12 protein-coding genes are annotated in these 17,637 nt (G+C 70.4%); 8 read left to right on the top strand and 4 right to left on the bottom strand.

What is annotated here, in order from left to right; translation table 11 throughout:
* The first annotated feature begins 120 nt into the window (after window positions 1-120).
* From IEZ08_RS13785 to IEZ08_RS13770, 4 genes are all read left to right on the top strand, one after another.
* Window positions 121-1,377: a cytochrome P450 gene (locus IEZ08_RS13785; RefSeq protein ID WP_189242253.1), complete on the top strand. Its 1,257-nt coding sequence runs from the start codon at window positions 121-123 to the stop codon at window positions 1,375-1,377.
* A 132-nt stretch (window positions 1,378-1,509) separates the two neighbouring features.
* Window positions 1,510-2,361 (top strand): alpha/beta fold hydrolase, encoded by an 852-nt coding sequence (locus IEZ08_RS13780; RefSeq protein ID WP_189242252.1) that lies wholly within the window; start codon window positions 1,510-1,512, stop codon window positions 2,359-2,361.
* Between the two features lie 39 nt (window positions 2,362-2,400).
* Window positions 2,401-3,675 carry a cytochrome P450 gene (locus IEZ08_RS13775; protein WP_189242251.1) on the top strand — a complete coding sequence of 425 codons (1,275 nt, stop codon included), beginning with the start codon at window positions 2,401-2,403 and terminating at the stop codon, window positions 3,673-3,675.
* Window positions 3,676-3,721: 46 nt separating this feature from the next.
* Complete coding sequence (locus tag IEZ08_RS13770; protein ID WP_189242250.1) at window positions 3,722-4,996, top strand: cytochrome P450; 1,275 nt, start codon at window positions 3,722-3,724, stop codon at window positions 4,994-4,996.
* A gap of 21 nt (window positions 4,997-5,017) precedes the next feature.
* Here IEZ08_RS13770 and IEZ08_RS13765 read toward each other — a convergent pair whose 3' ends face one another.
* Complete coding sequence (locus tag IEZ08_RS13765) at window positions 5,018-6,712, bottom strand: hypothetical protein (protein WP_189242249.1); 1,695 nt, start codon at window positions 6,710-6,712, stop codon at window positions 5,018-5,020.
* A gap of 565 nt (window positions 6,713-7,277) precedes the next feature.
* Between IEZ08_RS13765 and leuS the strand changes: the two genes are divergently transcribed.
* From leuS to IEZ08_RS13750, 3 genes are read left to right on the top strand one after another with little or no spacing between them, the layout of a single operon-like run.
* A complete protein-coding gene (gene leuS / locus IEZ08_RS13760) occupies window positions 7,278-9,764 on the top strand; it encodes a leucine--tRNA ligase (protein WP_189242248.1) in 2,487 nt (828 codons plus the stop codon).
* Between the two features lie 55 nt (window positions 9,765-9,819).
* Complete coding sequence (locus IEZ08_RS13755; protein ID WP_189242247.1) at window positions 9,820-10,812, top strand: hypothetical protein; 993 nt, start codon at window positions 9,820-9,822, stop codon at window positions 10,810-10,812.
* A gap of 25 nt (window positions 10,813-10,837) precedes the next feature.
* Entirely contained in the window at window positions 10,838-11,935 is a 1,098-nt protein-coding gene (locus IEZ08_RS13750; RefSeq protein ID WP_068925484.1) for a hypothetical protein, read from the top strand.
* A gap of 55 nt (window positions 11,936-11,990) precedes the next feature.
* Here the strand turns inward: IEZ08_RS13750 and IEZ08_RS13745 are convergent, their stop codons facing one another.
* The 3 genes from IEZ08_RS13745 to lexA form a co-directional block, all read right to left on the bottom strand.
* Complete coding sequence (locus tag IEZ08_RS13745; RefSeq protein ID WP_229803088.1) at window positions 11,991-13,154, bottom strand: MalY/PatB family protein; 1,164 nt, start codon at window positions 13,152-13,154, stop codon at window positions 11,991-11,993.
* Window positions 13,155-13,226: 72 nt separating this feature from the next.
* Window positions 13,227-15,428 carry a glycosyl hydrolase family 18 protein gene (locus IEZ08_RS13740; RefSeq protein ID WP_189242246.1) on the bottom strand — a complete coding sequence of 734 codons (2,202 nt, stop codon included), beginning with the start codon at window positions 15,426-15,428 and terminating at the stop codon, window positions 13,227-13,229.
* Between the two features lie 463 nt (window positions 15,429-15,891).
* Window positions 15,892-16,602 carry a transcriptional repressor LexA gene (lexA, locus tag IEZ08_RS13735; protein ID WP_068925482.1) on the bottom strand — a complete coding sequence of 237 codons (711 nt, stop codon included), beginning with the start codon at window positions 16,600-16,602 and terminating at the stop codon, window positions 15,892-15,894.
* 524 nt (window positions 16,603-17,126) lie between these two features.
* On the opposite strand from lexA, the gene IEZ08_RS13730 reads away from it, so the two are divergent.
* Window positions 17,127-17,393, top strand: coding sequence for a LysM peptidoglycan-binding domain-containing protein (locus tag IEZ08_RS13730; RefSeq protein WP_141704179.1), 267 nt, complete (start codon window positions 17,127-17,129; stop codon window positions 17,391-17,393).
* The last annotated feature ends 244 nt before the right edge of the window (window positions 17,394-17,637 follow it).

The following is a 17,637-nucleotide window of genomic DNA, read 5'->3' as shown; positions in this document are numbered from 1 at the left end:
GGCGATCCAGGCGCGCAGCCGTGGTGACCGGCCACCGGACCGAGAGACGCCGGACGGCCTCCGGGCGGTGTGCCGCGGCTCACACTTGACGTAAGTGAGCGCTTGCTCAAGCCTGGGGCTATGACAGTGAGCGTGGCGGATATCGACCTGTCGCAGATCCCGTTCTGGGCTCTCCCGCAGGCGGAGCGCGCGGACGCCTTCCGGCGGCTCCGCCGGTTGGACCGGCCCGTGTTCGTCAAGGAGAACAAGGTTCCCTTCGTCGGGCACGGGCCCGGCTACTACGCGCTGGTGCGGCACGCGGACGTCTCCGAGGCCAGCAGGAACGCCGGGATCTTCAGCAGTGAGCCGACGGCCAACAGCATCGTGGACATGCCCCGGTGGATGGCGGTCTACTTCGGCTCGATGATCAACATGGACGACCCCCGGCACGCGCGGCTGCGCCGGATCGTCTCCCGGGCGTTCACGCCCCGGATCCTGTCCAAGATGGAGGAGGACCTCCAGCGCGCGGCCACCCGGATCGTGGACGAGGCGATCGCGGAGGGACCCGGCGACTTCGTGACCCAGATCGCGGCCCGGCTCCCGGTCCAGGTCATCTGCGACATGATGGGGATTCCTCCGAAATTTCATGACCGGGTGCTCCGGGCGACCAACATCATCCTGGGCAACGCCGACCCCGAGTACACCGGCATCGAGCCCGAGTTCAAACGCTGGAACGTGGCCCGCGGCCTGGTCAAGCTGATGAACGCCGGCCGCTCGCTCAACCACCTGGCCGCCCGGCTCGGCCGCGCGCGCCGGGGGAACTCCACCGGCGACCTGACCAGTCTCCTGGTCAACGGCGAGGAGTCGCTCACGCCCCAGGAGCTGGGCTCGTTCTTCATCCTGCTGGTGGTCGCCGGGAGCGAGACCACCCGCAACGCCATCTCCCACGGGCTGAAACTGCTCACCGACCACCCCGAGCAGCGGGAGCTGCTCCTTTCGGACTTCGAGGGCCGCATCGGCGGGGCGGTCGAGGAGATCATCCGCTACTCCACGCCGGTGATCCAGTTCCGCCGAACGCTCACCCGTGACCACACGATGAACGGCATGGACTACCGCAAGGGCGACAAGGTCCTGCTCTTCTACAACTCCGCCAACCGCGACGAGGCCGTCTTCACCGACCCCGACGCCTTCGACATCACCCGGCACCCCAACCCGCACGTCGGCTTCGGCGGCCCGGGCCCGCACTACTGCCTCGGCGCCCACCTGGCCCGCCGTGAGATCACCGTGATGTTCCGCGAGCTGTTCACCCGCCTGCCGGAGATCCGCTCCACCGGCGAGCCCGACTACCTGCTGTCCAACTTCATCAACGGCATCAAGCATCTGCCGTACGCGACCTGACCCGTCTGCGCGTCGATCTCCTCGGGGTGGGCCGACCAGGAGCGGGTCGCGGTCCTGTTGCGGCAGGGGGAGGGGGGTGATTGCGGAAGAGTGCCCACTGCCCGGAGTCAAGCTAGTGCTAGGTTCACGAGCATGGAGATCAGGACGGTCACGGCCAACGGGATCGACTTCGGCTACCTGGAGACGGGGCAGGGGCCGCTCGCGCTCTGCCTGCACGGCTTCCCCGACACCGCGCACACCTGGCGGCACCTCCTGCCCGCGCTGGCCGATCGCGGCTACCGGGCGGTCGCGCCGTTCATGCGCGGTTACGCGCCCACCTCGATCCCCGCCGACGGGGCCTACGAGCCCGGGGCGCTGGTCGCCGACGCCTGCGCGCTGCACGAGGCGCTCGGCGGCGACGGCGACGCGGTGCTCATCGGGCACGACTGGGGAGCCTTCCCCGTCTACGGCGCCACCGCCTTCGCTCCCGAGCGCTGGCGGACGGCGGTCGCCATGGCGGTGCCCCCGCCGGCCGCGATGATCTCGGCCTTCTTCGACTACGAGCAGCTCAAGCGCTCCTTCTACATCTTCCTGTTCCAGACGCCCCTGGCCGAGACGGCGGCCGCCGGGGAGGGGTTCATCGAAGGGCTGTGGCGCGACTGGTCGCCGGGCTACGACGCCGCGCAGGACGTCGCGGAGGTACGGCGGAGCCTGGCCGGCCCCGCCAACCTGGCCGCCGCGATCGGCTACTACCGGGCCATGCTGGGCACCGTGCCGCCGACCGGCCGCTATGCCGCCGAGGGGGCCGCGGGCGGCGGGGAGGTGCCGATCCTCTATCTGCACGGGGAGCGCGACGGCTGCCTGCACCCGGACCTGACGATGGCGGCCCCGCAGTTCCTGCCGCCGGGATCCCGGATGAAGCGTGTTCCCCTCGCCGGCCACTTCCTCCACCTGGAGCGGCCCCGGGAGGTGAACGCGCTGATTCTGGACTGGTTGGGACGGTGACCGTATGGCAGGATCGGCAAGAAACCGAACTCGGTTCTAATGGAGGCTGGTGTGACGGTTTCGGACCCCGGACTGGCGATCCCGCTGTCGGAGATCAACCTGTCCGACATCGCGTTCTGGGAGCGGCCGATGGCCGAACGCGAGGCGGCCTTCGCCGTACTCCGCGCGCAGCCGGGCCCGATCCGCTTCGCCGAGCCGGAGATCTCCTTCGCCCCGCCGGGCCCCGGCTACCACGCGCTGGTGCGCCATGCCGACATCGTCGAGGCCAGCCGGAACCCCGAGGTCTTCTGCTCGGGCCGGAGCGCGACGAGCGTCCAGGACCTGCCGGTGGAGTTCAACGAGTACTTCGGCTCGATGATCAATATGGACGACCCCCGGCACGCGCGGCTGCGCCGGATCGTCTCCCGGGCGTTCACCCCGAAGATGATCAAGCAGTTCGAGGCCGACGTCCAGGCCGAGGCCACCCGCATCGTGGACGACCTCATCGCCGGGGGGCCGGGCGGCGACTTCGTCACCGAGGTCGCGGCCCGGCTGCCCCTGAAGATCATCTGTGACATGATGGGCATCCCCGAGGAGCACTACCAGACGGTCTTCGACGCCTCGAACGTCATCCTCTCCGGCGGCGACCCCGAGTTCATCGAGGACCTCAGCAAGGCCGCCGAACTGCTGCTGGGAGCCGGTCAGCGCCTCCAGGACCTGGTCACCTCCCTGGCCGGTTCGCGCGACCTGGCCGATGACGCCCTCATCGCCACCCTCACCAGGGCCAACATCGACGGCGAGAAGCTGACGATGCAGGAGCTGGGCTCGTTCTTCATCCTGCTGGTGGTGGCGGGCAACGAGACCACCCGCAACGCCATCTCCCACGGCCTGCACCTGTTCACCGAGAACCCGGACCAGCGGGCGCTGCTGCTCTCGGACTTCGACGGCCGCGTCGGCGGGGCGGTCGAGGAGATCGTCCGGCTGGCCTCCCCGGTCACGTGGATGCGCCGTACGGTCACCCGCGACCACGAGATGAACGGCACCCTCTACCGCGAGGGTGACAAGGTGCTGCTCTTCTACTGGTCCGCCAACCGTGACGAGGACGTCTTCACCGACCCCTGCCGCTTCGACATCCTGCGCACCGAGGGCCCCCACGTCGGTTTCGGCGGGCCGGGGCCGCACTTCTGCCTCGGCGCCCACCTGGCCCGCCGCGAGATCGCCGTGATGTTCCGCGAGCTGTTCACCCGGCTCCCGCAGATCCGCTCCGCCGGTGAGCCCGACCGCCTGCGCTCCAGCTTCATCAACGGCATCAAGCACCTGACCTGCGAGTTCTGAATCACCCCATTGACGTAAGTGGTTGCTTCTGCAAAGGATCGGGGTCATGAGCGTGACGCCAGCCGAGCGGAGGCCGATCGTCTCCGTCGCCGACTTCGACCTGTCGGACTACGACTTCTGGGCCAGGCCCATGCACGAGCGGGAGCACGCCTTCCAGCTCCTGCGGGGCCTGGAGCATCCGGTCTTCTACCGGGAGCCGGAGATCGACTTCGCCCCGCCGGGGCCGGGCTACCACGCGCTGGTCCGGCACGCCGACATCCTGGAGGCCAGCCGGAATCCGGAGGTCTTCTGCTCCGGCGACGGCGGCGCCACCAACATTCCGGACATGCCGCCGGAGTTCACCGAGTACTTCGGCTCGATGATCAATATGGACGACCCCCGGCACGCGCGGCTGCGCCGGATCGTCTCCCGGGCGTTCACCCCAAAGATGATCAAGCAGTTCGAGGCCGACGTCGACGCGGCGGCCTCGAAGATCGTCGATGATCTGCTCGCCGGGGGGCCGGGCTGCGACTTCGTCACCGAGGTCGCGGCCCGGCTGCCGCTGAAGATCATCTGCGACATGATGGGCATTCCGGAGAAGGACTACGGCTTCGTCTTCGACCGGTCGAACGTCATCCTCGGCGGCTTCGACCCGGAGTACGGCGGCGACGACATAACCAAGATCGCAGAGAGGCTGCTGGCCGCCGGACTGGAACTCAACCAGCTCGTCCAGGACCTCGCCGCGTACCGCGCCGAGCACCCCACCGACGACCTCACCTCGTCACTGGTCAACGCCAACATCGACGGAGAGCGGCTCACCGCCCAGGAACTGGGCTCGTTCTTCATCCTGCTGGTGGTGGCGGGCAACGAGACCACCCGCAACGCCATCTCGTACGGCCTGCGCCTGCTGACCCGCAACCCCGACCAGCGCGCGCTCTGGCTCTCCGACATCGACGGCCACGCCCCCGGCGCGGTCGAGGAGATCGTCCGGCTGGCCGCCCCGGTGAACTTCATGCGGCGCAAACTCACCCGCGACCACGAGATGAACGGCACCCTCTACCGCAAGGGCGAGAAGGTCGTCCTCTACTACTGGTCCGCCAACCGGGACGAGACGGTCTTCACCGATCCGCTCCGGTTCGACATCCTGCGCACCGAGGGCCCGCACGTGGGCTTCGGCGGGCCGGGGCCGCACTTCTGCCTCGGCGCCCACCTGGCCCGCCGCGAGATCACGGTGATGTTCCGTGAGCTGCTGCGCCGCGTGCCGCAGATCGAGGGCGGCACCCCCGAGCGGCTCTACTCCAGTTTCATCAACGGCATCAAGCACATGGAGTGCCGCTTCTGAGGCCGGGGCCGTCCCCGGCCCTCAGCCGGCGGCCGTCCTGATCGACTTGAAGACGGTGTTGACGTCGGGCAGCAGCTCCTCGCCGCTCTCCGGGACCGACATGTAGACGATCGCGGGCAGATCGGCCCCGGTGCTCACCGCGGCCACGACGATGGTGGTCGTGTCCGTGCCGGAGGTGATCTCGTAGGCGGCCAGCTGGCCCGGGAGGCCGCTGACCGACAGGGTCTGCTGGGCGGTCTTGCGGGCCTTGTTGCCCTCGGGGAAGAACTTGTTGCGCGCGGCGTTCGCCACCGCGTTGATCACCGGCGCCAGGTTCTCCGGCGAGGTGTAGTGCTTGCGCAGCCGGGGTGAGAGCGGCCCGGACATGACCTGGGCGTACTGGTTCTTCCCGGTCGAGTCCTGGCCCGCCGGGGCGTACTGGCGGGTGCTGAAGCCGTACGTCGTGGGCATCGTCGGGCGGGTGTCCTGCCGCCACGGGGCACCGAGCCGCGCGAGGGTGATGGCGGCGTTGGCATCGGTGAGGGTGCCGGCGACCGGCGAGGCCTCACCCGGGTACTTCGGCAGGCGGCCGATCTTCGGCTTGGCGGTCGTCTTCGGCGAGGCCGCGGGCTTGCTGCTGTCGGCCACGGGCTCGGTGACCTCGTCGGCGGAGGCCAGCGGCCCGGCCAGGAAGGCCCAGATGAGCGCGCCGACCAGCGCGATCGCCACGGACCCGGCGAGCGCGAAGACCCAGACCGGCCTGCCGGTCTCCTCCAGCTCGCCCTCGTCGCCGATGGCCTGGTAGTTCTCGCCGAAGACGGTGTTCCACAGCTCCTGCTGGCGCTCCGGCGGCGGGGTCTTGGGCCCGCTGATCTGACCGGCGGTGACGAACGGCCGGTTGGGGTCGGACGGGTCCCGGCTCAGGTGGCCGCCCGGCGGGACCTGGGGGGACTGCGGGTGGCCCTGGCCCGGCCCGCCGTTACCCGGATGTCCGTTGCCGGGATGCCCGCCGTCGCCCGGGCTCCCGCCGTTGCCGACCGGACCGCCGTTGCCGGAACGGCCCGCCTCCGCGGGCGCGGGGACGCTGAACGTGGAGGTCTGCGCGAAGGGCGCGGACCTGGCGAACGGGTCACCGGACATGGAGGGGTCGTGCCTGGCGAACGGGTCACCGGACATGGAGGGGTCGTGCCTGGCGAACGGGTCACCGGACATGGAGGGGTCGTGCCTGGCGAACGGATCGCCGGACATGGAGGGGTCGTGCCTGGCGAACGGATCGGCCGAGGGGGCCTGTGCACCGTTCTCCGGGCCCCGAGAACTCTGGGCCGGAGCCGCGGGTACGGGCGGCCAGCTGCCGGTCGCGGCCACGGGCGGCCAGCTGCCCTGGGCGGGATCTCCCTGGGCGGGCCCGCCGTACGACGGGCCGTCGTCATCCCGCGCGCCGGCAGCCGGCGCCCCCGATCGGGGATTCGCGGGGGTGGAGGACTGCGTCTGGAACATCTGCTGCCACGAGCGGCTGCCCGGGACGGAGGCCTGCCGCGAGGAGTCGCCCGGGGCGGGAACCTGCGGCGGGAGCGGGAGCCCCGGACCGGTGCCGCCGGTGCCGAGCGGGCCGGTGCCGAGCGGGCCGGTGCCGCCCGTACCGGTGCCGAGCGGGTCGTTCGCCCAAGCCGGCGGGGGTTCGGGGGCCGGGGCCCATGCCGGAGGCAAGTGGGGCCGGCTGGAATCATCCGGGGCCATGGGTTCCTTACCTCTCGTATGGGTGCCCGAATTGGGAATATTGGGCATGCTCTCATGCGAAGCGGGGGGATCGGCGGGGAAACGGGAGAACGCCCCCCTGAACTGAAGCCCGGTGGGATCGGTCGGAGGATCCTGCATCGGCAGGCCCGCCTCCGTGGGATCAGGGCCCTGCCCCGGCGCTGCTGAGTGTGCCACGGTGAAAAGGGTAAACGGCAGGGACAGTCGAGGTCACAACGGATCTACCGGCCCGGGTGCCGACTGCCCCGCGTGTGACGTCCCACCATTGTGCCGACCCCCCGGTCCCGGCGTCCCGGATTCGGCTCGGTCGCCTCCGTACCGTGTTCGGGGCCGCGTCCGTACCGTGCTCATGAAAAGCGTTACGGACTGCGATAGGCTTTAGATATGCGTGCCGCGACCCTGCTGCTTACCGGGCCGCACCGGCCTTCCCGGCGCTAGACGCCCCACCGGTGCGGCTGCCCTTCGCCTGAGCGGAGGGTTTTTCTATTGGGTCGGATGATTCAGATCATCTGTTCATCTGTGCGGACGGACACCGAGGGAAGAAAACGTGAGCGAGCGAGCCGACATACAGAGCGACGAGCAGCACTACGACCCGCAGGCGCTGCAGGCCAAGTGGGTGCGCAGGTGGGAGGAGCTGGACCCCTTCCGGGCCGCGGACGACCCCGCCGACACCCGCGAGAAGCGCTACATGCTCGACATGTTCTCCTATCCCTCGGGCGACCTGCACATGGGGCACGCCGAGGCGTTCGGCATCGGCGACGTCGTGGCGCGTTACTGGGTGCAGAAGGGCTACAACGTCCTGCACCCGGTCGGCTGGGACTCCTTCGGCCTGCCGGCCGAGAACGCCGCGATCAAGCGCAACGCCCATCCGGCCGAGTGGACCTACGCCAACATCGAGACCCAGGCCGCCTCCTTCAAGCGGTACGGCGTCTCCTTCGACTGGTCCACCCGCCTGCACACCAGCGACCCGGAGTACTACCGCTGGACCCAGTGGCTGTTCCTGCGCTTCTTCGAGCGCGGCCTGGCCTACCGCAAGGGCGGCCTGGTCAACTGGTGCCCCAACGACCAGACGGTGCTGGCCAACGAGCAGGTCGTCGGCGGCCGGTGCGAGCGCTGCGGCGCCGAGGTGGTCCGCCGCGAGCTGACCCAGTGGTACTTCAAGATCACTGAATACGCCGACCGGCTGCTGGACGACATGGCGCAGCTGGAGGGCGGCTGGCCGGAGCGCGTGCTGAGCATGCAGCGCAACTGGATCGGCCGCTCGGAGGGCGCCGACGTCGCCTTCGTGATCGAGGGCCGCGACGAGCCGGTCACGGTCTACACCACCCGCCCCGACACGCTGTACGGCGCGACCTTCTTCGTGGTCGCCCCGGACGCCCCGCTGGCCGCCGAGATCGTCTCCGACGAGCAGCGGGCGGCCTTCGAGGCCTACCGCGCCGAGGTGGCCAAGCTGTCGGACATCGACCGGCTGTCCACCGAGAAGGAGAAGACCGGCGTCTTCCTGGGCCGGTACGCGATCAACCCGGTCAACGGCGAGCGCATGCCGGTCTGGGCGGCCGACTACGTGCTGTCCGACTACGGTCACGGCGCCATCATGGCCGTGCCCGCGCATGACCAGCGCGACCTGGACTTCGCCCGCGCCTTCGACCTGCCGGTCCGGGTCGTCGTGCACACCGGCCTGGCCGACCCGGGCGAGACCGGCGTGGCGACCTCCGGGGACGGCGCCCTGGTCAACTCAGGCCCGCTGGACGGCCTGGACAAGACCTCCGCGATCCGGAAGATCATCGAGATTCTGGGCGAGCGGGGCACCGGCAAGGCGGCGGTCAACTACCGGCTGCGCGACTGGCTGCTGTCCCGCCAGCGCTTCTGGGGTTGCCCGATCCCGATCGTCCACTGCCCCGACTGCGGCGAGGTCCCCGTCCCGGACGAGCAGCTGCCGGTCACCCTGCCCGATCTGCGCGGTGAGGCCCTGGCGCCCAAGGGCGTCTCCCCGCTGGCCTCGGCCGGGGACTGGGTGAACGTGGGGTGCCCCAAGTGCGGTGGCGCCGCCAGGCGCGACACCGACACCATGGACACCTTCGTCGACTCCTCGTGGTACTACCTGCGCTACGTCGACCCGGACTACGAGGACGGCCCGTTCGACGTCGAGAAGGTCCGCCAGTGGGGCCCGATCGACCAGTACGTCGGCGGCGTCGAGCACGCCATCCTGCACCTGCTGTACTCCCGGTTCTTCACCAAGGTCCTGCACGACATGGGCATGGTCGACTTCACCGAGCCCTTCACCCGGCTGCTGAACCAGGGCCAGGTCATCAACCAGGGCAAGGCGATGTCCAAGTCCCTGGGCAACGGCGTGGACCTGGGCCAGCAGATCGACGCCTTCGGCGTGGACGCCGTCCGGCTGACCATGATCTTCGCCGGCCCGCCCGAGGACGACATCGACTGGGCCGACGTCTCGCCCGCCGCCTCGCAGAAGTTCCTGGCCCGCGCCTTCCGCGTCATGGCCGAGGCCGGGGCGGCCTCCGCCCCGGGGACGGACGCCACCACCGGCGACCTGAGCCTGCGCAAGACGGTCCACAAGACCGTCGACGAGGTCACCAAGCTGGTCGAGGGCCACCGGTTCAACGTCGCGGTGGCGCGGATGATGGAACTGACCAGCGCGGCCCGCAAGGCCATCGACTCCGGCCCCGGCGCCGCCGACCCGGCGGTCCGCGAGGCCGCCGAGACCCTGGCCGTCATGCTGTCGCTGGTCGCGCCGTACACCGCGGAGGAGGGCTGGGAGCGGCTGGGCCACTCCGCCTCGGTCGCGCGGGCGGGCTGGCCGGTCGCCGATCCCGCCCTGCTGGTCGAGGACGCCGTCACCTGCGTCGTGCAGGTCGCCGGGAAGGTCCGCGACCGCCTGGAGGTCTCCCCGGACATCTCCGAGGCCGATCTGAAGGCCCTGGCCCTGGCCTCGGAGAAGGTCCGGGGTTTCCTGTCCGGCGAGCCGCGCAAGGTCATCGTCCGCGCGCCGAAGCTGGTCAACATCGTCCCGTAGCCTCATCGGAGAGGGACCTTCGGATCATGGTGCGAAGGTCCCCTAGGGTTCTCCCATGCGGCGTGTCGGTGTGCTCACGGTGGCGGCGGCTCTGGCCCTGGCGGGTTGCGCGCAGGCGGGCGGCGACTCCTCCGGGACAGAGCTGGCCGAGGCGATGGCCGAGGTGGCCGAGAGCGCGCCGGCGAGTCAGGCGTTCCTCTACAACGACCTGGCCCACTGGCGGGACCTCGGCCTGACCCCCGGACAGGAGACGGAGCGTCCCTGGCAGGACATGGCCTCCTTCAGTCTCGGCGCGTTCGGCGTCCCGGAACGGCGGGACCCGGTCGGCGGCGATCTGTCCGGGGCCGAACGGGCGATCTCCATCGGCATACCGCCGGACACCGTACGACTGGACGGAGACTTCGACGCCGCCGCCGTCCGGGACAGGCTGGTCGCGGCCGGAGGAGCGCCCCGCAGGCTCGGCGAGCACGAAGTGATCACCCGGGGTGAGGACGTCACCGCCACCTCGGAGAACGGCATGCTCGTCCAGACCTCCGCCGACGACCCGTTCGGCAACGTGGCCGTCACCGGCTCCGTCATCGCGGCGAGTCCGTCCGGGTCGGCCGTCAGGGACGTGCTCGGCGGATCGCCCACACTTGCCGGAAAGGATGGATACCTCGCGATCGCGACCTGTCTCGGGGACGTCGCCGCCGCTTTCATAATGGATCCCCAGGAGGTCGGCTCGGGGCCGGAGGTGAGGCTCCAGGGGGTGGGGGTGCGGCCTCCGGCGTCCGCGACCGACCGGCCGGTCAGCGTGGTGTGCGTACTGCCGCAGGCGGCCGGGCACGCAGCCGTGCGCGGGGACTTCACCACCCGGTTCACCACGGAGGGGAAGAACCGCCTGGGCAAGCCGTTCGGCGACCACGCCGGGGAGATCGTCCACGACGAGGTCGGATTCGAGGACCTCACGGTGCTCCGGGCCACGGTCAGGCACACCGACGCGACCTCGGCCTCGTTCTTCCTCCGGACGCTCGCTCCGGAGGACTACCAGGAGTCCGGCCCGTCCTGAGTCCGGCTGGCACTAGGGTTCGGGCATGCGACGTATCGGTGTGTTCCTGCTGGCAGGCGGGCTGTTCGCGACGGGCTGCTCCGGCGGCGACGGCGATCCCCGCTCCGGCGGGAAGCCCGGAGCCCGTACGGCCTCCGCCGCTCCCACGGCCTCCGCGCCCGCTGCGACCGGGCTGCGGGCGGCGATGGCCGAGGTCTCGGGGGAGGGGCCCGCCGCCCTCCACTTCGAGTACGGTGACCTGGCCCACTGGCGTGACATCGGTCTCGCCACCGATCAGGGGCCGGGGCGGGACAAGACCTGGCTGCCCGTCATCGGGTACGGCCTGGGCGAACTGGTCCGGGCGGGGCGGCCGCTGACGGAACGGACGGGCATCACCCCTTACGCCGCCGACCACGCCGTCTCGATCGGCGTACCGCCGGATACGGCGGTACGCATCGACGGCGGCGTGGACGTCGAGGCGATCAAGACCAAGCTGACCGTGCTGGGCGGCAGACCGGGAAAGATCGGCGACCACGATGGCCTGTCGCTCGCCGACGACCACGCCCTCGATCCGGACGGACCGCTGATCGATCTCGGTCTGGTGAACCAGCTCAACAAGGTCGTCGTCACCGGCTCCACGGTCGCCGTGGGATCGGCCGCCGCGCCGGTCTCCGCCGTGCTCGGCGGTGAGCGTTCCCTGGTGGACGTCTCCGCGCACGCCGCCGTCGCCGACTGCCTCGGCGACGTCGTCACCGCGGTGCTCACCGTGCCGCAGGGCTCGGGGGCGGTGGCCCTCTACGGCGTCGGACTGCGCCGCCCCGCGTCCCCGGGCGACACGCCGGTCAACGTGATCTGCGTGGCGCCCAGGAGCGGCGCGATCACCGCGGTCAGGCAGGCGCTCACCGCCGAGCTCACCACGGCTGCCCCGACCACCCAGGGCACGCGGTACGGGGATCACGCCGAGGAGATCGAGCACGACGAGGTGGTGAGAGGGGACTTCACCGTCCTGCGCGCCACCCTCGCCCTCGCCCCGGGCACCCCGGCCTCCTTCGTGCACCGGATGCTGCTCACCCGCGATCTGGAGGCGGTCGCCGACCCCACGGCGGTCGACAGCCGCCTGCCGGTGCCCACACCGACCCCCTGAGTCCCGCCCGCGCGGCACTGACCGGAGGTGAAGGCGGCCGGGATCCCGGAGGCGGTCAGGAGGACGTCTTCACGGCCCGGGTGATCCGGTCGAGGATCTCCGACAGGACCGGGCCGGAGGTGGCGAAGTTCAGCCGGGCGAAGCCCTCCCCGCCCGGGCCGAACAGCGGGCCGGGGCTGAGCATGACCTTGGCCTCGCGCTCCAGGAACGCGGCGGGCTCCTCCGCCAGGCCGAGGCCGGACAGGTCGAGCCAGGCCAGGTAGGTGGCGTCGGGGATCCGGTAGCCGACGCCGTCGGGGAGCCGCTCGGCGATCAGGTGCCGGTTGCGGTCGAGCACCGTCCTGGCCTCCGCCAGCCAGTCGTCTCCGTGCCGCCAGGCCGCGACGGTCGCCTCGACCCCGAAGACGTTCGCCATGCCGTACAGGTGGGTGGGCTGGGCGGCCAGGGCCTCGCGCAGGGCGGGCGCACCGGTGTGCGCCACCGAGCAGCGGACGCCGCCCAGGTTGAACGCCTTGGTGGCGGAGGTGAGCGTGACCGTCCGCTCCGGCAGCAGCGTGGCGAAGGGGATGTGCTCGCCGGGGGTGTGGACCAGGTCGGCGTGGATCTCGTCGGAGATCACCAGGAGGTCGTGGCGCTCGGCCAGTTCGGCCAGGCCGGTCAGCTCTTCGCGGGTGAAGACGCGGCCGGTCGGGTTCTGCGGGTTGACCAGCAGCAGAACGCGGCAGCGGCCCTCGGCGAGCCGGACGGCCAGGGCCTCGGCGTCGAACCCCCAGGAGTCGCCGGCCGGTTCCATCGGGATCGGAAGCGCCGGACGGCCCATCTCTTTGCAGGTCTCCAGGAACGGCGGGTAGGCCGGGACGTGCACGGCCACCTCGTCGCCGGGCCGGGTGGCGACGTGCAGGATCACCTGGAGGGCCTGGTTGATGTCGGTGAAGGATCGCACGTGCTCCGGGTCGGGGCGCCAGCCGTACCGGCTCTCCATCCGCTCGGCGAAGGCCAGGGCCAGCGGGCCGGCGTCGTGCCGCTCGTCCCAGGCGGGGTAGCCGAGGTCGCCGTGGGCCCGGCGGGCCAGGGCGTCGCGCACCGCGGCGGCGACCGGGAAGTCCATGTCGGCGATCCACGCGGGGATCACTCCCGGTGCCGGGTGGGACCATTTGATCCCGTCCCGGGAGGTCAGGTTCTCCAACGTCAGCGCGTTCAGGGAAGAGATCTCGGTCACCGCCCCAGACTATCCAGGGCGGTGACCGATATATCAGGAGATATCTGGCTTATCAGTCAATGGCGAGTTAAATCATCCGAGACCGGTCTTCATTGCGTTGATGAGCTCACCGTTGGCGGTGTCGCCGCTCAATTCCCAGAAGAACGCCCCGCCGAGGCCCTGGTTCTTGGAGTAGCTCATCTTTCCGCCGATGGTGGCCGGGGTGTCGTAGCTCCACCACTGGGTGCCGCAGTGGGCGTAGGCGGTGCCGGCGACCGTCCCGGTGGCGGGGCACTTGGTCTTGAGGACCTTGTAGTCCTCGATGCCCTGCTCGTAGGTGCCGGGGGCCGGGCCGGTCGCGGTGCCGCCCGGGGCCGACTGGGTCACGCCGGTCCAGCCGCGGCCGTAGAAACCGATGCCCAGCAGCAGCTTGCTCGCGGGGATCCCCTTGCTCTTCAGCTTCTGGACGGCGGCGTCGGAGTTGAAGCCCTCCTGCGGGATCCCGTTGTAGGAGGTCAGCGGAGAGTGCGGAGCGGTCGGGCCCTGGGCGGCCCAGGCGCCGAAGAAGTCGTAGGTCATCGGCATGAGCCAGTCGACGTACTGGGCGGCGCCGGCGTAGTCGGCGGCGTCGATCTTGCCGCCGTTGGAGCCGTCGGCGGTGATCGCCGCGGTGACCAGGTTGCCGGAGCCGAACTTGGCCCGCAGCGCGGACATCAGGTTCCTGAAGGCCGCCGGGCCGCTGGTGTCGCAGGTGAGGCCGCAGGCGTTGGGGTACTCCCAGTCGATGTCGATGCCGTCGAACACGTCGGCCCAGCGCGGGTCCTCGACCAGGTTGTAGCAGGACTCGGCGAACGCCGCGGGGTTGGCCGCCGCCTGGCCGAAGCCGCCGGACCAGGTCCAGCCGCCGAAGGACCAGACGACCTTGATGTGCGGGTAGGCCTTCTTCAGCTTGCGCAGCTGGTTGAAGTTGCCGCGCAGCGGCTGGTCCCAGGTGTCGGCGACGCCGTCGACGCTCTGGTCGGCGGTGTAGGACTTCTCGTAGTCGGCGAAGCCGTCGCCGATGGTGCAGCGGCCGCCCTGGACGTTGCCGAAGGCGTACATGATGTGGGTCAGCTTGGAGGCCGAACCGCTCGTCACGATGTTCTTCACGTGGTAGTTGCGGCCGTAGACGCCCCAGTTGGTGAAGTAGCCGACGAGCTTGTTCCCGCCGGTGCCGCGCTCCTTGGTGGTGACCTTCAGCTCGTTGCTCGCCCCGGACCGGTTCCCGGCGGCGTCGCGGGCCTTGACGGTGTAGGTGTACTGGGTCGTGGGCGACAGGCCGGTGTCGGTGTGGCCGGTGCCGGTGACGGTGGCGACGAGGGTGGTGCCGCGGTAGACCTCGTAGCCGGTGACCTTGACGTTGTCGGTCGAGGCGTTCCAGCTCAGCTCGGCGCTGTCCGCGGTGACGGTCCCGGCGCGCAGGTTGCCAGGGACGCTCGGCGCCTCGGTGTCGCCGCCGCCGTCGTCCTCGGTGGTGACCTTCAGCTCGTTGCTCGGTCCGGAACGCTGACCGGCGGTGTCGCGGGCGCGGACCGTGTAGGTGTACTCGGTCCCGGGGGTCAGCCCGGTGTCGGTGTGGCCGGTGCCGGTGACGGTGGCGACGAGGGTGGTGCCGCGGTAGACCTCGTAGCCGGTGACGCCGACGTCGTCGGTGGAGGCGTTCCACTGCAGGGAGACGCTGGTCGTGGTGGTCGCGGTGGAGCGCAGGCCGCCGGGAGCGGTCGGCGGGGTGTCCCCGCCGGTCTGCCCGGTGACCGAGATCGCCGAGACGGTCGCGTAGTTGGCCCCGCCGTTCATGTTGAACTGCACGTTGAGGGCGCCGTCGGTGACCGTCACCGGGAAGGACTTGTCGCAGGCGGTCAGGCGGCCGCAGGCGGCGAAGATGTCGAAGGCGGTCAGGACGTTGGCGCCCTCGGCCCGGACGTCGAACTTGCGCTGTCCCGCGCCGTTGGCCCAGTCCTCGACCATCTTCAACGTCACCTGGTAGGTGCCGTTCGGCAGGTCGAAGCGGTAGCCGCCCCAGCCGTTGAAGGTGTTGTAGCTCTGGTAGAGCGCGTCGTCGTCGGTTCCGGCGATCGGGCTGCCGGTCGTGTTCGTCCCGTAGCTGGTCTGGTAGCCCCAGTCACCGCTGGTATACGCCTTGTCGGCGGACCACTGGACGCCGGCGCCGTCGGTGAGGGCCGCGCCGCCGGAGTTGGCGCGGATCGGTACGGCGGCGGCGTACGCGCCCGGCGCCGTGGCGACAGCGGCTCCCAAGGGGAGCAAGAGAGCTCCCGCCGCGCCTAAAAGTTTAAGGACGAGTTTGTTTCGCACGAGGACTACCTCTCCTACCTGCGTGGGGGGTGATAACTAATAGGAAGCTTTCCTATTAATGAAGCGAAGGTATCCCCATGACCACGCTGGGTCAAGAGACGGGATCCGCGGGGTGAACGCCGTGTGGCGGATCCGGAGGGCGCGCTGCCGCCCGCTGTGCGCCGAGGACGGGACTTCATCCGATGAGTGGGGAAATGCGTCATTCCGGGAGAGCGGAATGGCGGGTTATCGAGGAATAAAATCCACTGTTTCGGAAGCCCGTAAACAAAGCAGCGGCCGCCTGTCCTCAGAGGGCAGGCGGCCGCTGTCGAAACGCGGGGAGGCGTGGGGACTGCGCAGGGCGCAGGGGAGGCTCGGGGAGGGGGATCCGTCCGGGCCCGCCGTCGCGAACGACGGGCCGGCGGGGTCAGAGCTTGCGCAGCACCGCCACGACCTTGCCGAGCACGGTGGCCTCGTCACCCGGGATCGGGTCGTAGTTGGGGTTGTGCGGGACCAGCCAGACGTGACCGTCCCTGCGCTTGAAGGTCTTGACCGTCGCCTCACCGTCGATCATCGCCGCGACGATGTCACCGTTGTCGGCCACCGGCTGCTGGCGCACGACCACCCAGTCGCCGTCGGCGATGGCGGCCTCGATCATCGAGTCACCGGTCACCTGGAGCAGGAAGAGTGTGCCCTCGCCGACCAACTGCTTGGGCAGGGCGAAGACGTCCTCGATGCTCTCCTCGGCGAGGATCGGGCCGCCGGCGGCGATGCGGCCGACCAGCGGCACGTATGCCGCGGTCGGGCGGCTGACCGACGCCTCCTCGGTGTTCGCGTCGGGGTCGACCCAGAGGACGGGCTCGCCGGGCAGGCGGACCTCGAGCGCCCGGGGGCGGTGCGGGTCACGCCTCAGATAGCCCTTGCGCTGCAACGCCGTCAGCTGGTGCGACACACTCGACGTGCTGGTCAGTTGCACGGCCTCGCCGATCTCACGCATCGACGGGGGATAGCCGCGCTGCTGCACGGAGTCGCGGATCACCTCAAGGATCTTGCGTTGCCTGGGGGTGAGGCCGAGGGAGTCACGCCTGCGCACCGCCAGATCGCTGACAACCGAGCCGTTCTCTTTGTGCTCGCTCATGTGATCTTCTCGCCTCCCGGTCCGTATTCCATATGTCGCACACAGCGACCGTACTCCCATCGAAGATCATCTTCAAACAATTGTTCGAGTTGTCCTCGAAATCGGCGACGGCGTGGTGTACAACATCGTACGGGAGTTCGATCGACATCGTGTTCGATTCGCCGATCTTTCTTCGCCCGTGTCCGGCCCGGGCGGGGAGATGGGGGGCCATGATGAAGGCGACTGCGCAGACACGACGATCCCGGCGCGCGCAGGGGCGGGGACCCCGGCACCTGCAGGTGGTGGGGCCGGAATACATGCAGGCGATGCAGGCTCGGCGTCTGCGGGCGGTGGAGCCCCGGGGCGCGCAGGAGGGGCGGGTCCCGGGCGCCCGGACGGAAGAACCCGGGCGCGTGCGGACGGGAGGGCCCCGGCGCGCGCAGGGGCGGCCTCGCCGGGCACCTGCCCGGAGGCCCGGCCCGGGGGAGAACATCCGATATCCTCGCAGGCCTGTCCGGCTCACCCGGAGAGGGAAGATCGTGGTGGTGGCCCTGCTCGTTCTGGCCGCCCTCGGAATGCTCTGGCTCGGCACCCGCATCGCCCCGGCCTCGGCCGCCGAGCGCCCCGACCGCGCGGGCCTGCCCTGGGTCATGGTGCACCGGGGTGACACGCTCTGGGGGATCGCCGGGGCGGTGGCCCCGGAGGGCGACCCCGCCGAGACCGTCCGCCGGATCATGGACCTCGACGGGATGCCCGGCCCGACGGTCCGGCCCGGGGACCGGCTCCACCTGGCGGGCGGCCTGGCGGGCTGAGAGCGGCTGCCGGGAAGGCCACGGCCTGGGGAGGGCGGCCCGGGAGAGGGCGGGAGGGTGTCCGAAGGCGGTCCGGGGGACGGTCTCGGGGACGGTCCGGGGGATCGCCGGGAGTGGCCGCCGGTCGCGCCACCGGGTACGACACGCCCGGCTGGAACGGGTCCGGAGCGCTGATCAGCGACTTCGTCCGGGGGGTCGTGTCTAACTTGCGTTCATGGTCGCTCACTTCTACGGTTGGACCACA

Source organism: Planobispora rosea (assembly GCF_014648175.1).
Classification (GTDB): Bacteria; Actinomycetota; Actinomycetes; order Streptosporangiales; family Streptosporangiaceae; genus Planobispora; species Planobispora rosea.
Note: the sequence above shows the minus strand (reverse complement) of the source record. Positions and strands in the feature narration are given on the sequence as shown.

Bases quoted from the DNA above. Each gene is read 5' to 3' on its own strand.
- IEZ08_RS13785 (WP_189242253.1), top strand. From the start codon at position 121: ATGACAGTGAGCGTGGCGGATATCGACCTGTCGCAGATCCCGTTCTGG.
- IEZ08_RS13780 (WP_189242252.1), top strand. From the start codon at position 1,510: ATGGAGATCAGGACGGTCACGGCCAACGGGATCGACTTCGGCTACCTG.
- IEZ08_RS13775 (WP_189242251.1), top strand. From the start codon at position 2,401: ATGGAGGCTGGTGTGACGGTTTCGGACCCCGGACTGGCGATCCCGCTG.
- IEZ08_RS13770 (WP_189242250.1), top strand. From the start codon at position 3,722: ATGAGCGTGACGCCAGCCGAGCGGAGGCCGATCGTCTCCGTCGCCGAC.
- IEZ08_RS13765 (WP_189242249.1), bottom strand. From the start codon at position 6,712: ATGGCCCCGGATGATTCCAGCCGGCCCCACTTGCCTCCGGCATGGGCC.
- IEZ08_RS13755 (WP_189242247.1), top strand. From the start codon at position 9,820: ATGCGGCGTGTCGGTGTGCTCACGGTGGCGGCGGCTCTGGCCCTGGCG.
- IEZ08_RS13750 (WP_068925484.1), top strand. From the start codon at position 10,838: ATGCGACGTATCGGTGTGTTCCTGCTGGCAGGCGGGCTGTTCGCGACG.
- lexA (WP_068925482.1), bottom strand. From the start codon at position 16,602: ATGAGCGAGCACAAAGAGAACGGCTCGGTTGTCAGCGATCTGGCGGTG.